The organism is Streptomyces sp. NPDC002144, assembly GCF_053593695.1.
Genome location: NZ_JBSFDB010000038.1, coordinates 58,911 through 73,685, shown reverse-complemented (window position 1 = coordinate 73,685; position 14,775 = coordinate 58,911). Strand labels below are relative to the sequence as shown.

Annotated in this window: 8 protein-coding genes; 3 read left to right on the top strand and 5 right to left on the bottom strand. The window is 69.3% G+C overall.

Annotated elements, in window-relative coordinates; all coding sequences use genetic code 11:
• The 5 genes from ACWCQ1_RS39280 to ACWCQ1_RS39260 form a co-directional block, all read right to left on the bottom strand.
• Positions 1 to 653: endo-1,4-beta-xylanase (locus ACWCQ1_RS39280; protein ID WP_451028526.1), on the bottom strand; the 653-nt coding region annotated here is incomplete at its 3' end.
• A gap of 73 nt (positions 654 to 726) precedes the next feature.
• Complete coding sequence (locus tag ACWCQ1_RS39275; RefSeq protein WP_358609040.1) at positions 727 to 1,872, bottom strand: ricin-type beta-trefoil lectin domain protein; 1,146 nt, start codon at positions 1,870 to 1,872, stop codon at positions 727 to 729.
• Positions 1,873 to 2,113: 241 nt separating this feature from the next.
• Complete coding sequence (locus ACWCQ1_RS39270) at positions 2,114 to 3,712, bottom strand: arabinofuranosidase catalytic domain-containing protein (RefSeq protein ID WP_358609043.1); 1,599 nt, start codon at positions 3,710 to 3,712, stop codon at positions 2,114 to 2,116.
• 572 nt (positions 3,713 to 4,284) lie between these two features.
• Positions 4,285 to 5,307 carry a LacI family DNA-binding transcriptional regulator gene (locus tag ACWCQ1_RS39265; protein ID WP_358609046.1) on the bottom strand — a complete coding sequence of 341 codons (1,023 nt, stop codon included), beginning with the start codon at positions 5,305 to 5,307 and terminating at the stop codon, positions 4,285 to 4,287.
• A 208-nt stretch (positions 5,308 to 5,515) separates the two neighbouring features.
• Positions 5,516 to 6,640 carry a GH12 family glycosyl hydrolase domain-containing protein gene (locus tag ACWCQ1_RS39260; protein ID WP_451028525.1) on the bottom strand — a complete coding sequence of 375 codons (1,125 nt, stop codon included), beginning with the start codon at positions 6,638 to 6,640 and terminating at the stop codon, positions 5,516 to 5,518.
• A 730-nt stretch (positions 6,641 to 7,370) separates the two neighbouring features.
• On the opposite strand from ACWCQ1_RS39260, the gene ACWCQ1_RS39255 reads away from it, so the two are divergent.
• From ACWCQ1_RS39255 to ACWCQ1_RS39245, 3 genes are all read left to right on the top strand, one after another.
• The gene (locus tag ACWCQ1_RS39255; RefSeq protein WP_358609052.1) at positions 7,371 to 9,122 is read left to right on the top strand and encodes a glycoside hydrolase family 6 protein; all 1,752 of its coding nucleotides are present in this window, start codon (positions 7,371 to 7,373) and stop codon (positions 9,120 to 9,122) included.
• 572 nt (positions 9,123 to 9,694) lie between these two features.
• Positions 9,695 to 12,187 (top strand): SpoIIE family protein phosphatase, encoded by a 2,493-nt coding sequence (locus ACWCQ1_RS39250; RefSeq protein ID WP_451028524.1) that lies wholly within the window; start codon positions 9,695 to 9,697, stop codon positions 12,185 to 12,187.
• A gap of 368 nt (positions 12,188 to 12,555) precedes the next feature.
• Entirely contained in the window at positions 12,556 to 14,730 is a 2,175-nt protein-coding gene (locus tag ACWCQ1_RS39245; RefSeq protein ID WP_358609057.1) for an eCIS core domain-containing protein, read from the top strand.
• The last annotated feature ends 45 nt before the right edge of the window (positions 14,731 to 14,775 follow it).

The following is a 14,775-nucleotide window of genomic DNA, read 5'->3' as shown; positions in this document are numbered from 1 at the left end:
GTCCAGTTCTCGATGTTGTAGTCGTTGTAGCAGAGCTTGGCGGAGGGGTCGGCGGTCCGTGCGGTGCGGAAGGCCTCCTCGATGAAGCCGTTGCCCAGTACGTCCTGGAAGACCGAGCTGCGGTGCTGACCGCTGCCGCCGTCGGCGAACGCCTCGTTGACCACGTCCCAGGCGTAGATCTTGCCCTTGAAGTGGTTCATCTCGGTGGTGATGTGGTTGTTCATCACGCTGCGCAGGGTGTTGGCGTCCCGGATGGAGCTGACCCAGCCGGGCAGTTGGGAGTGCCAGACGAGGGTGTGACCGCGCATGCGCTGGCCGTGGGCGGTGGCGTGGCCCACGATCTGGTCGGCCGGGCCGAAGTTGAACGAGCCGCGCGAGGGCTCGGTGGTGTCCCACTTCATCTCGTTCTCCGGGGTGATCATGTTGAACTCCCGGTCGAGAATCGCGGAGTACGTCGAGTCACCGAGCTTCCCGGCGGGCACAGCCGTACCGAAATAGCGCCCGCTTTCGGCCGCCGCCGCGCCCAACGTGCCGGAGGCGGCGTGGGCCGCGGGGTTTGCCGGGCCGGCAAGAGCCAGCGCCGTCCCGGCCGTCAGTCCGGCGGCCAGGGCCAGCACCTTGCGCAGACGGGGCTCTTCGTTGAGCCAGGACATGAAGATCAGTCTCCTTGCGTGGGGGGATGGGGCATCGACCAGACGTCGGTGCCCCGGTCGGGGTGGGGTCACGTCACTGGAGGGAGGTGACCGGCAGCGCGGTCCACTGCTGGTTGGCGCCGCCGTGGCAGTCCCACAGGACCAGTTGGGTTCCGTCGGTGGTGGACGAGCCGGGGTCGTCGAGGCAGCGCCCGGAGGCCGGGTTGCGGTAGCCGCCGTTGTACGCCTGCCATTGCTGGTTGCCGCCGCCGTTGCAGTCCCAGACCTCGATCTTCGTGCCGTTGGCCGTACCACGGCCCGTCGCGTCGAGGCACTTGCCGAGGGCTCGCAGGGTGCCGTCGGAGAGCGACGACCACTGCTGTCCGTTCGAGCCGTTGCATGGCGCGATGTCCGCGGGGGTCCCGTTGGCACTGCTGCCGTTGCCGACGTCGAGGCACTTCCCCGCGACTCCGGAGCGCACCTCGGCGCCCGCCGAACCGGGCGGCTTGATCCAGCCGGCCGCGTCGACGGCCTGGACCGCGGTGTTGAAGGCATCCGCCATCTTGCGGAAGCCGTTGTCGTTGGGGTGCAGGGCATCGGAGAGATCCGCGCTGGTCAGAGCGCTCATGTCCACCAGCCGCACGTGCTTGCCGGCAGCCTGCTCGGCCTGCACGATGCCGGGGAGCTTGGCGTTGAACGCGGGCCGGACGGCCTCCTCGGTGCCGCTGGTGGAGACGATCACGGTGCCCAGCAGAACGGTCACGTCGGGAAGGTCGCGGGTGATCTGGTCGATGAGCGCGTGCAGCCGGTCCGGAGCGGTCGGGACCTGGTAGTTGCCGTTGAGATCATTGGTGCCGATCTCCAGGGTGACCACGTTGGGGCGGTACCGGGCCAGCACGGAGTCGGCGATGCCGGCGATCTGGTCGATCCGCCAGCCGGAGTGGCCCTCGTTGTCCGGGTCGGACATGGTGCCGTTGCGGCCCGAGCCGACGAAGTCCAGGGCATGGCCCTCGGCCGACAGCTGGTTCCACAGGAAACCGCGGTAACTGTTCCCGGAGGGGCTGCCGACGCCCCAGGTGATCGAGTCGCCCAACGGCATCAGCCGCAGGGGGGTGGGCGCGGCGGCGCCTTCGGCCGAGGACAGCGTCCTGGTGGCGGTGGCGGACGCCGCGGGTGGTACGGCGCCGATGGCGAGAGCGGCCGTCAGCGCGGCAGCCAGGCATAACGAGAACTTCTCCATGAGCGTTCCTCACTGGTGCGGGACAGTGGGTGGGGAGAACGAGCACACGAATCGATCGGCCAGCGGGGGGCGAATCCTGGTTGACGTCGAGACACAGACCGCTGTTCTGGAGGGCGTACGAACCGTGGGACTGCCGCATCGGCAACCACAGACCACCGGCAGCTCCGTCCGGCGCCTGCTGCACGATGTCGGGCGTACCCGCGGCCGGCGATGGGCCGGCCGCGGACCGGAGCCGTTCAGGTCAGTTCAGGCTCCATTGCTGGTTGGCTCCGCCGTTGCACGGCCACAGTTCCGCCAGGGCTCCGTTGGCCGTGGAGGCGCCGGTGACGTCGAGGCACAGTCCTGACTGGACGCCCTTGACGGTGCCGTCCGAGTTCACCTGCCACTGCTGGTTGGCACCGCCGTTGCACGGCCAGGTCACCACCTTGGTGCCGGCCGAGGTCTGGTTGTTGTACGCGTCCAGGCACATCTGACTGCTGCCGCTGTAGACGGTCAGCTGTCCCGAGGACGTGCGGGTCCATGTCTGGTTGGCACCGCCGCTGCAGTCCCAGATCTGCAGTTGTGTGCCGGCCGTGGTGGAGGAGTTCGGGACGTCCAGGCACTTGCCCGCGCCCACCGCGTGCAGCGCTCCGGTACTCGTCCCGCCGCCCGCGGAGTTGCTGTATCCGGCCGCGGTGATGTTGGCCTGGACGGCGTTCTCCGTGGCGTCCGACGGGTAGCCGGAGGTCATCACGCCCTCGTAGAAGGTGCCTTGGGCGCCCTTGCTGTTGTCGCCGCCGGTGCCCAGGATGATGGCGCCCTGCTTGCGCATCGGGTTGTATCCCGGGACGTTGGGGCGTACTCCGTCGTAGAAGGTGGACAGGCCGCCGGACTGTGCGTTGCCGCCACGGATCGCCCAGTGGTTCGGTCCGCCCTTGATGATGGCGGTAGTGTAACGGTAGTTGATGGTGGGGTCGTTGGCGTTGTAGTGCTGGTTCACTCCGGAGAAGAGGCCGTTCTCCAGGTCGGCCATGATCCAGGGACCGTTGCCCGAACCGTAGCCCCAGACCTTGATGTTGCCGAAGTAGATGGCCTCCATCGTGCCGTTGCCGTCGTCGTTGCTGTCCGTCTCGGCGTTGCCGTAGTCGAAGCAGCAGCCGCCGTTGTAGTGCGTGCCGTCGAAGATCGCGTACATGCCCTCGGCGTTGTCCCCGGTGGCGATGCCGTTGGTGTGGTTGTTCCGGTAGCCCGTGCCGGGCGCCACGAAGACGCCGTAGGCCTTGTGTCCGCCCACCGTGGTGGGCGCGGCGGTCGCGTTCGCGAGGTTGTCGGGGCCGCCCGCGGCGCCGCCTCCGGGTGCCTGGGTGAGGTTGTTGTTGCGGCCGGACTGGTCGTAGATGACCGTGATCAGGCAGGTCGTCCCCGAGCAGAACGCGTCCTGGGCGGCCGCGTCGGCGACTCCGCCCGCACTCAGGACTCCGATGTCGCGGGTGGAGTTGTCCGAGGCGCGCCGGACCTGGTAGAGCGGCCCGTTGTACGCGGCGTACAGCGCTCTTGTGGTGCTGTGCGCCGCCACACAGGGTGTGCCGCCCGCCGCGTAGATGTCACAGGGCCCGGATGTGGCGGCCCCGGCTGTGCCGGCCGTGACGGTGGCGCCTGCCAGAGCGCCCGCGACGAGCGCGGCTCCCGCCGCCGCCCGGGCGAACGTCGTCCACGGGGAGCGAACCGGCCCGGCCGATGGGGGCAGGGGCGACCGAGACGGCGTGTCCCCGGGCCTCGCCCGGTGGCGTACCGCCGCGAGCAACCGCTCGACGCCGTCGCGCCCGGGCAGCAGGCGGCGTCTCGTACGTGTGGTTCCCATCTGGACTCCCTACTGTGCCGGCGCAACCCGGTCGGGCCGCGGTGCGCCGGCACCCGCCGAAGCGCTGGAACGTGTCGTGATGCAGGGGGATTGCAGAGTGGTACCGGGGGGAGACGATGCTCCCGGTCTCGCAGGGCTGTCCAGAGCGGGGGGACGCTTCCTGCGAACCGTGCTGCGAATCGATTCGACTGCTGATTGCCGCGGTTCGCAAGCTCTTGGCAGGCACGAAAAGTTGCGAAGTGACGGCACCGGACGCGACCCGGCCGGCCGACGCGCGAATGCCCCGGGCCGCGTGAGCGCAGTCGGCGGCCGAGCCACGACCTCTGGAATGACCCTCCATCACACCGACGAACAGGGACGATGTCGCACGGCCTCGGATCGCGGAGCACCGGGAGCGTACGGTGCTCGGCCAAGCGGGCGCCCCGGAACGGGAGTTGGAACCGTTTGCGCTTCGCGGCAAGGACTGCCCGGGGCAACGCCGTCGTGGTGGTTCATCGAAGCGCTTGCGTCGAATCGGTTCGCCCTGCATGCGCCGGACGTCAGAGCCTTCGGCCTGCGGGGACCGGACGCCGTCAGGCCGATTCGCGGACGACGAGGTCCGTACGGAGGATGACGTGGCGCCATGCCACGAACGGCTCCTCCATCTCCTCCAGGAGCAGCCTGATCATGGCCCGCCCCATCTCTCCCAGGGGCTGACGCACCGTGGTCAGGCGTGGCTCGGTGCACTGAGCCAGCGGAAAGTCGTCGAACCCGATCACCGCCACATCGTCGGGCACCCGTCGTCCCGCGGCACGCAACGCCTGCAGGGCTCCTGCCGCCGTGGTGTCCGACGCCGCGAGGACGCCGTCGATCTCCGGATGGCGTTCCAGGAGTTCCGCCATGGCACGGCGACCGCTGTCCTCGGTGAAGTCGCTTTCGGCCACCCACGACGGCCCGTTGGCCAGATCGGCCGACGCCAGGGCCTCCTGATAGCCGCGCAACCGGCACTGCGCGACGTACATGTCCAGCGGTCCCGTGATGGTGGCGATCGCCCTGCGCCCCTCCTTGAGCAGATGGGAGACGGCGCCGCGAGCGCCGCCGACATTGTCCGCGTCCACGTAACTGACGTGCTCGTCGCCCGAGCGGCGTCCCAGCAGCACGGTCGGCAACCGCGCCTCGGCGAGCATGTCCGGCAACTGATCGCCGGCGTGCACGGACATCAACAGGACTCCGTCGACACGGCCGCCACGCGCGTACTCCAGGAAGCGCCGTCGCTCCTCCTCCGAGCGGACCAGCGTCAGCAGCAGTTGCATACCGGTGTCCGCCAACGCGTCTCCGAGTGAGCTGACGATCTCCGAGAAGAACGGCTCCGCGAACATCCTCCAGTCCGGCTCCGTCAGGACGAGGGCCACGGCGTCGGCGCGCCGCCCGGCCAGCGACCGGGCCGCGAGATTGGGCACGTATCCCAACTCCTCGATCGCGCGCTGCACGGCCCGGCGCGTCGACTCCTTCACGCCGGCCGCGTTGTTGACGACTCGGGAGACCGTGCCCCGCCCCACCCCTGCATGGGCGGCCACCTCCTCCAGCGTCGGCACCCCAGGGCGTCGCTTGGCCATGACCACCTCCCCCACGAGATCACCGATCTTACGGACCCCGGGGGACGGGGCATACGACTACGGCAGACGATCGGCCAGGCGCGGCTCGAGGACCGCGCCTCCCGTGCCTCCTTTCCACGAACAGGAAGCTGCCGAGCCGGAATTCGGCTGGACGCCGGGTGGCCCTGACGGACGGGCGCAGAGGAGTCCGACCCCTGTGCCGAGGCTTTCACGCAGTGGTGCAGGACGTGCCGTTCAGAGTGAAGCCGGCCGGTTTGGAGAAGGTGCCGTCGTAGGTGCCCTGGAATCCGAAGGAGACCTGGCCGCCCGGTGCGATGGTCGCGTTGTAGGCCATGCCGCCGGCCGTCATCGACCCCGACGACGCGGAGAGGTCAGCGCTCCAGGCACTCGTGATGCGCTGTCCGGCGGGCAGCGTGAACCCGAGTTTCCAGTTGTCGACGGGGGACGTACCCGCGTTGGTCACGGTGACGTCGGCGGTGAAACCGCCCTGCCACACATTCGTGCCGTAGGCCACCTTGCAGGCAGAGGAGCCGCCCGGACCGCCAGGCGTGCCGCCGCCGGTGTTCACGCTCGAGGAGAACGACGTCATCGCCAGGCCCACGCCGTTCTGCCATGGCTCGAAGCCTGCCTGAACGCTCGTCAGATACCAGTTGTCCTGCGCCAGTCCACGCAAGACTGCCTGCCGCAGGAAGTCCATCACGTCGAAGCTCCAGCTGCCGATCGCGGACGGCGCGACGAACGACAGCACGTCGTTGGAGCCGTTGTTGCCCGACCACACCTGCCACGAACGCCCTGCGACGGTGGCGGTGCCGACCTGTGAGCCGACCGGCTGCACCGACCCGACATGGTTGAGCCACACCATGATCTCGGTGCGGTTGACGCCGTCGGTTCGGGGCGTGGGGTCCAGCCAGATGTCGTAGGCGGCGTCGTAGACCGCGTTGCTCACGTAGCCGTAGGAGATGCTGGTGGGCGCGCTCGAGATGGAACTCAGCCGGGCGGGGAGGTTGGTGCCCGGTGAGCAGTTGGTGTAGTGACAGCCGTTGAACACCGACGGGTAGGACTTCGGACCGCCGTTGGTCGGGACCGAGCCGTCGGCCTGGACGATCCTGAAGCCGGAGTCGTTGACGCTGATGCACTGTGTGGCGCTGGTACCCCAGCGGTTGTTCTGGACGACGTAACGGCCCTGGATCGTGGTGGATCCGAACTGATCGCAGATGGTCGTGTCGGCGTGCGACGGCGGAGCGGTGGCGAGAAGGGCCGTCAGCGCGAGGAGTGGGGTGAGCAGCGCGCCGAGCAGGGCCCGTGCCCTGCTGTGGGGGTTCAAGAGTTGCATGCGGATCCTCCGCGAGAAGGTGAGGGGCGTAGCGAGAGCGCCTCTCTTTGGGAGCGCTCCCAGTACGACTCGCAGGGCTGATGTGATCATCATGCTCCTGACAATGCAGCCGGGCGGCCCCTGGGGGGCCGAGGGCCGCCCGGCCGGGTGACCCCGTCACCCGGCGACGGGGTCGCGCACACGAAGCCTCAGCGGGGGGTCATTCGAGAAGCTCCGCGTACGAGTCCACGGCCGGAGCGATGTCCGCCCGGTCCGGGAGCACGGCAGGGGCCGCCCAGAGTCGGCGGATGGCTCTGCGCCTGCGTTCGGGATCCATGGTGCTGGTTCCTCCTTGCCGGAGTGCGGCTCGAGGGGGTCAAGGCATGAACCAGTGGGAGCGCTCCCAATAGTGGGGACGGACGTCGGATAGGTCAAGACGTCAAGAAGTTGAATGACGCGAACTGAACCCGTTGAGAAAAATGAAGCACCGGCCCTGTGCAATCCGTCGCGTTGGCGCTACGGTCCGTTGCACCAGTGGGAGCGATTCCATCACTCGACGCGTCCGTACCGGACGCCCCCGAGGCGCACGGAGTCGCTCATGCGACACCCCCGCGTTCAGCAGTTTTAGGCAGCTGCCACGCGCTTTCGCCCCGGGGCGCCCCTGAGTTCGCCGCGATCGTCAGGGGCCTGAGTGATCACGTACCTGTGCTCAGGCAGTGAACAACCCCCGAAGCAGAAGGAACCCGCACTCATGAGTCGTACCAGAATGTCGCTCGTCGCCGCGCTGGCGCTGGCCGCCGGCACCTCGGGGACGGCGCTCCTCACGTCTCCCGCCGGTGCCGCCACCGCCTCGGTCCCCTGCACGGTGGACTACAAGGTGCAGAACCAGTGGGACACCGGCTTCACCACCGCCGTCACGATCACCAACAACGCGGCGGCCAAATCGAGTTGGACCCTGAAGTGGTCGTACGCCGGTGATCAGAAGGTCACCAGCGGCTGGAACGCGAAGATCACCCAGAGCGGTGCCGGCGTCACCGCCGCCAACGAGAGCTACAACGGCGCTCTCGCCAACGGCGGTTCGGTGAGCTTCGGCTTCAACGGCTCCTACAGCGGCACCAACGCCGTGCCCGCCGTCTTCACCCTCGACGGTGTCACCTGCAATGTCGACGACGGCAGCGGATCGGGCGGTGGCGGAACAGGCGGTGGTACCGGTGGCGGGACGGGCGGTGGTACCGGTGGCGGCACAGGCAGCCGGGTCGACAATCCCTACGCCGGAGCCAAGGGGTATGTGAACCCCGAGTGGTCGGCCGAGGCCGCAGCCGAGCCGGGCGGCAGCCGTGTCGCCCAGCAGTCCACCGCCGTCTGGCTCGACCGCATCGCCGCGATCAACGGCGTGAACGGCGGCATGGGCCTGCGCGCGCACCTCGACGAGGCACTGAGGCAGAAGGGCTCCGGTGACCTGGTCATCCAGCTGGTGATCTATGACCTGCCCGGCCGTGACTGCGCCGCCCTCGCCTCCAACGGCGAACTCGGTCCGGACGACATCGACAAGTACAAGAGCCAGTACATCGACCCCATCGCCTCGATCCTCTCCGACCCGAAGTACGCGGCTCTGCGGATCGCCACCGTCATCGAGCCCGACTCGCTGCCCAACCTGGTCACCAACGCCGGTGGTACCAACAGCACAACCGCGGCCTGCGTCACCATGAAGAACAACGGCAACTACGAGAAGGGCGTCTCCTACGCCCTGGACAGGCTCGGCGCCATCGCGAACGTCTACAACTACATCGACGCCGGCCACCACGGCTGGCTCGGCTGGGACAGCAACCTCGGCCCGGCCGTGCAGGAGTTCGCCAAGGTCGCCACGACCAACGGCGCGAGCGTGAACGACGTGGCCGGGTTCATCACCAACACCGCCAACTACAGCCCGGTCAAGGAGCCCAACTTCAAGGTCACCGACACGGTGAACGGCCAGACCGTGCGCCAGTCGAAGTGGGTCGACTGGAACCAGTACGTGGACGAGCAGTCGTACGCGCTCGCCCTGCGGGACAAGCTGGTCGCGGCCGGGTTCAACTCCGGCCTCGGCATGCTGATCGACACCTCCCGCAACGGCTGGGGCGGCTCCGCACGGCCCACCGGCCCCGGCCCGACGACCTCCGTCGACGACTACGTCAACGGCAGCCGCATCGATCGGCGCATCCACGCCGGCAACTGGTGCAACCAGAGCGGCGCCGGACTCGGTGAACGACCCACAGCAGCGCCGGCCGCCGGTATCGACGCCTACGTGTGGGTCAAGCCTCCGGGCGAGTCCGACGGCTCCAGCACCGCCGTCTCCAACGACGAGGGCAAGGGCTTCGACCGCATGTGCGACCCCACGTACGGCGGCAACGTCCTCAACGGCAACAACCCGACCGGCGCCCTGGCGAACGCGCCCCTGGCCGGACACTGGTTCTCCGCCCAGTTCCGGCAACTGATGCAGAACGCCTACCCGCCGCTGTCATAGCCACCTGACGCGGCCCGCCGGGCGGTCTTTCGGGAGGACCGGGCCGGCGGGTCGCGTCCGCCGCGTCCCCCGACAACCTGTGTGCGCAGACCGGCTCCCGAGGCGTCAGTTTGCCTGGTCCTGCGACACGACCCGTTGGAACCGGAGGTCGCCACCTCCCCTGCTTCACAACCCCCGGGGGCGATCCGGGTCGGGGTGCTGATCGGACCTGACGGTCAGCGCCGCGCAAGCCAGGCCGGTCGAGATGAGGAACGCTGTCCCGTCGGCGGCGGTACGTCAACACGGCGCCTCGCCTCGATCACGTCACACACCGCGGCCGCGCGCGTACAGCCCGACACCGACGACAAGGGGCCTGACGGGGTCCTTGTCGTCGGAAACGCGGCCCGGGTCGTCCGCATGGCGTGGTTCGGTCGGATGTCCGGCACCGGCCGTCGGATCGTACGGCGGGAGCCCCTGTCGCGTGGTCCGGCCGAGGCACCCCGACCGGCTTGCGCGGCCCGTTCGGACCGGTCGGAACGCCGTGCGGCAAGAGTGCCTCTAGGCTGGAAAACGGCCTCTGGAGACGAGCCCTCATGGGCACCACGGTCCGGACGGAGGTGTGGCGCGTGGACATGGCCGACCCACAGGACGCTCCCACTGCCGTGGTCATGGTCGACCCGGACGGCCAGGTGAGCGGCTGGAGCGAAGGAGCGCTTCACCTGTTGGGCTGGACGGCCGAGGACACCGTCGGACGGCCCGTGACGGACCTGCTGGTCGGCCCTCCGCCACCTGGGTTCCCCGAGAGTCACGGCACCGATGCCACCCCCTCCGGTCCCATCACGCTGCGTCACCGGGACGGCTCGGCAGTGGACGCCGTGGTGACGGTCCAGCCGCTGCTCGGCTCCCGCGGGCAGGCGCAGGACCGGGTGATGACCGTGCAGCGGTGGGACCGGCGGCCGGTCATCGCCGACCGGGCCTTCGAGCAGTGTCCCTTCGCACTGGGCGTCTACGACCCCGAACTGCGGTTCCTGTGGATCAACGCCTCCTCGGGCCGGGTCATCGCGCACTCCGAGGAACAGGTGCTCGGCAAGAAGTACCGCGAAGTGCTTCCCGAATTCGACCGTTCACTGTTTCCCGAACGGGACGACAAGCCCTACACCGACCAGCTCGCCGAGGTGGCCAGGACGGGTCGGCCCGCACGCCTGATCACCGTATTCCGTCCGCTGGGCAGCAACTACGCCAATGCCTGGGCCACCAGCATCTGGCCCGTCCGGGATGCCGAGGGCACGGTCCGCGCGGTCGCCAACTGGGGATTCGACATGAGCGCCGAGTACTGGGCCCGGCAGCGGCTGCTCATGCTCAATGAAGCCGGCCGGGACATCGGCCGGACGCTCGACGTGATCGGAACGGCCCAGGAGCTGACACAGAGCTCCGTGCCAGGCTTCACCGACCTCGTGACCGTGGACCTCTTCGACGAGGTGCTGCGCGGAGAGGAACCGCCCTCCGCATCCCTGATCACCAGCGGAGAGGCCCTCACGCTCAGCCGCGCCGCCCGGCACAGTGCCGGGGAGGGCAGCGACGGGCACATCGGATCTCCCACACCCGTCACCCTCGCCCTCGACTCCGTCGCCGTCCGCTGCATGACCACCGGCACCTCCCAGGTCGAACTCGCCGGCGAGCTCGGTCCGGGCGGTGAATGGGCCTTCGGGCCCGGTCTCGCCGCCGACCCCGCCCACTGGCCGCCCGGCAATCCGCTGATCGACGCCTCCCTCGCCGTGGAGGGACTGACCGGCCGGATCACGGTGCCGCTGCGTGCGCGCGGGGCACTGCTCGGAGTCGTCACGTTCTCCCGCACCGACCGGCCGGAGGCGTTCACCGCGGACGACCTGATCCTGGCCGAAGAGCTGACGGCCAAGGCAGCCGTCGCCATCGACAACGCCCGCCGGTACTCACGCGAGCGCACCACCGCACTGACGCTGCAACGCAGCCTGCTGCCGCAGGGGTTGCCCAACCAGGAGGCGGTCGAGGTCGCATCGCGCTACCTACCCGCAGGCACCGGCGCGGAAGTCGGCGGTGACTGGTTCGACGTCATCCCCCTGTCCGGAGCCAGGGTCGCGCTGATCGTCGGCGACGTCGTCGGCCACGGCCTGCACGCCTCGGCCAGCATGGGCAGACTCCGCACGGCGGTCCGCACCCTGGCCGACGTCGACCTGCCGCCCGACGAACTGCTGACACACCTCGACGACCTGGTCCTCCACCTGGCCAGCGACCTCCAGCCGACCAGCCACTTCCAGACGACCGGAGAGACGGGCGCCACCTGTCTGTACACCGTCTACGATCCGGTCACCCGCCGACTGACGCTGGCCAGCGCCGGACATCCGCTTCCGCTGATCCTCTCCCCGGACGGAACCAGGATCACCGTCTCCGCACAACCGGGGCCTCCCCTGGGCATCGGCGGGCTGCCGTTCGAGGCGACCGAGATCGAACTCCCCGAGGGGAGCCTGCTCGCCCTCTACACCGACGGGCTGGTCGAAAGCCGGGTACGCGACGTCGACCAGGGGATCGACGAGCTGCTGCGGGTCCTGGACCCCACGGCGAACTCCCTCGAGGCCCTGTGCGACACGGTGCTGCACACCACCCTTCCCGACCGCCGCACCGACGACGCCGCCGTGCTGCTCGCTCGCACCCGCGCCCTGGATCCCCAGCACGTCGCCGACTGGGATGTCGAGCCGGACTTCGCACAGGTGCCGCGCGTCAGGAAGATCGCCATCGACCAGGTGGACGCCTGGGGCCTGGAGGAGGCGGCCTTCATCACCGAGCTGGTCGTCAGCGAGTTGGTCACCAACGCCATCAGATACGGCGAGCCCCCGATCAGGCTTCGACTGATCCGTGACACCGCCCTGATCTGCGAGGTCTCGGACTGCAGCAACACCGCCCCGCATCTGCGCCGGGCCCGCGCCTTCGACGAGGGCGGGCGCGGCCTGCTGCTCGTCGCCCAGCTCACCCAGGGATGGGGCACCCGGCACACCCCTCACGGCAAGACCATCTGGTGCGCGCAGTCCCTCCCCCAGCCCGGATCGGGCTGATGCGACGGACAAGCACTTCGCAGAACAAGGCGAAAAGGCGACCACCGGGTGAACGTAGAGCCGCGGAGCGCTGAAGACTGTGGCCATGGACCGTTCAATGGCCGACTCCGGAGCGAAGCCCGCGAGGTCGTCCGGTGACCGCAGCAGGCCCGCGCGCTCCACTCCGGAGACATCCGTGGCAGCTCGCCTGGCCCACCTCCAGCAGACGGCGGGGAACGCCGCCGTCGTCCGCGTACTGGGAAAGCAGGGGGAGGACGACGGCGAGACCTCGGGGGCAACGAACACTGCCCCTTGAGCCCTCCCCCTTAACGGCAGGTTTCACGTACAACAACTAGACACGGCACCCTAGTTGCCAAGGAGGATCTCCTGTGCGCTCTGTCGATCGGGAGCACCAGAAGGCCGGCGAGCGGACACCGGGCACGGCGCGCCGGTCACAGCCGCCGACGACCATGAGCAGCGCATGGGTGAGGCATCTGCAGCGTGCGGCCGCGGACGGGATCACCCCGTCGTCCAGCGGAGTCGGCCCGGAGGCCGCGACCCCCGACCGGGCGCAGGTACAGCGAACCGCGGTCGACGAAAGCCTGCGGTCGTCGGCGCACCCGCTCGACCCCACGCTGCGCGGTGAGATGGAGGCACGGTTCGGCGGTGCCGACTTCAGTGGCGTACGAGTGCACGACGGGCCGGTGGCGCAGCGCGCTGCCGCCGCCGTCGAGGCGAAGGCGTTCACCAGCGGCGCCCACATCGTCGACGGCGGCGGGATGTCGAAGAAGGACTGGGCGCACGAGTTGGCGCACACACTCGACCAGGCGGCGGGACCTGTGCCGGGCATCGACAACGGCGGGGGTCTGCGTATCTCGGCGGAGGGCGACGCGGGTGAGCGCCGGGCGGTCGGCGTGGCCGACCAGGTCATGGGAGCCCCCGCGCCCGTCCAGCGGGTGCCGGCCGAGTACGGCCACGCGGGACACGTCCACACGCAGCCGCACACCGGTCCGGCGTCCGTCCAGCGGACGCACGGGAGCACCGCGGTCGAGGACCCTGCCGCCCAGGAGGCCGAGCAGCAGGCCAACGGAGCGGAGGCCATCGCCCGCCTGAGCCAGTCGATCGAGCAGCACACGGTCCAGGCCAAGATGAAGAAGAACGTTTTCGCGCCGGGGACCTGGTGGCCCGAGCAATGGATGCTCCAAGGGACGTCTCGGCTCAGGAAGACCCTGGACCGGCGTGTGATGCGTGGCGAGGCGTTCAGCGACCAGGACCTGGACGACATCAGGCACCTCTCCCAGGTCAATCCGCAGTGGCTCGACGCCGTGGGCATCGGCACCTACGAGCAGGCCGAGAACTACACCAAGGGCCGCTTCGACGACTGGCTGACCCTGCCCGCGGGCAAGCGCGTGCTCACGGCCACCTTGGCCGTCCGCGCCAACCACCCCGCCGTGCGCGACGCGGGCAAGGACACGCCGATCTCCCCCGACTACACGCTCGGCAGGTTCATGCTCACCCAGGCGCCCAGCACCTCGCCGCAGGAGAAGCAGGCCCTGGAACGGGAACGGGACCAGCAGATCCGGGACACGGCCGTCGACACCCTGCACCCGGCAGGGATCGCACCCGAGCGCCTGCACCCGGACGGCATCCCCGAGACGGGCCCTACGACCAGCAAGGGCAAGGGCAGAAGCACGGCGCCGAACGTCGTGGCGCAGGACGCCCGGGCCCGCGAGATGCTCACCAAGGTGCTGCTCATCCTGCAGAACGGACTGAAGCTGTACGACCCGAAGGCCGGCGCGCACGTGGCCGACTACGAAAAGGACGTCATTCGCGCCCTCGCCCACGGCGGGCGCGTGAACATTCGCATTCCCGCCCTCGGCTCCGCGGACGAACCGGCCTACTCGCTCCCGCACTTCCTGGGGGTGACCCAGGACGACCGCACGAACACCCGCGCCGGTGACGTGATCGACCGCGGCTTCGCCACGCACCGCACCGCCATCACGGCCAACAAGGACGGCAAGCCCGGTACGTTCAAGGAGAAGGGCGGCCCGCTGGCGTCACTCACCAACATGGTGTCCGTCGGAGCCGACCGTCCGGACCTGTGGGGACAGAACATCTCCGGCGGGGGTCTCGGCTCCAAGGACTGGAACGGCGATGTCGTGCTGCCGAACGGGTCGCACGGCCACATGCTGCTGGTCTACCACCGTCCGACGACGAGGAAGGACGGTTCGCTGCAGATCGGCATCGAGACCCTCGCCCCGCATGCCTCCAGTCCGGTGGGCTACCAGCACGACTTCCGCTCCACCGAGGCCACCGCGAACCCTGAGTCGGTCCTGCACGGCCACAAGGGCGACAAGGTCGGCTCGGGCGGGCTGGGCAAGAACGAGCGCCTGGTCGAACTCGCGGAGATGGGCAACGCCCGTGCCGGCGGAGACTGGCGCGCCTTCCTCGACGAGATCAAGAAGGAGTGGGATGCCGCGCTGGCGGCGACCGACGACGGCTCCGAGCAACGGCGGCTCCTGTACCAGGGCCTGGTCGGTCCACGGACCCGTCAGGAATCCTGACGCGACGACCATCAGGCCGCCCGGGCCCTGGTACGGGAGCCGGTA

What these genes read in the sequence shown, in the direction of transcription:
- ACWCQ1_RS39275 (WP_358609040.1), bottom strand. Translation starts at nt 1,872, where the DNA reads ATGGAGAAGTTCTCGTTATGCCTGGCTGCCGCGCTGACGGCCGCTCTC.
- ACWCQ1_RS39270 (WP_358609043.1), bottom strand. Translation starts at nt 3,712, where the DNA reads ATGGGAACCACACGTACGAGACGCCGCCTGCTGCCCGGGCGCGACGGC.
- ACWCQ1_RS39265 (WP_358609046.1), bottom strand. Translation starts at nt 5,307, where the DNA reads ATGGCCAAGCGACGCCCTGGGGTGCCGACGCTGGAGGAGGTGGCCGCC.
- ACWCQ1_RS39260 (WP_451028525.1), bottom strand. Translation starts at nt 6,640, where the DNA reads ATGCAACTCTTGAACCCCCACAGCAGGGCACGGGCCCTGCTCGGCGCG.
- ACWCQ1_RS39255 (WP_358609052.1), top strand. Translation starts at nt 7,371, where the DNA reads ATGAGTCGTACCAGAATGTCGCTCGTCGCCGCGCTGGCGCTGGCCGCC.
- ACWCQ1_RS39250 (WP_451028524.1), top strand. Translation starts at nt 9,695, where the DNA reads ATGGGCACCACGGTCCGGACGGAGGTGTGGCGCGTGGACATGGCCGAC.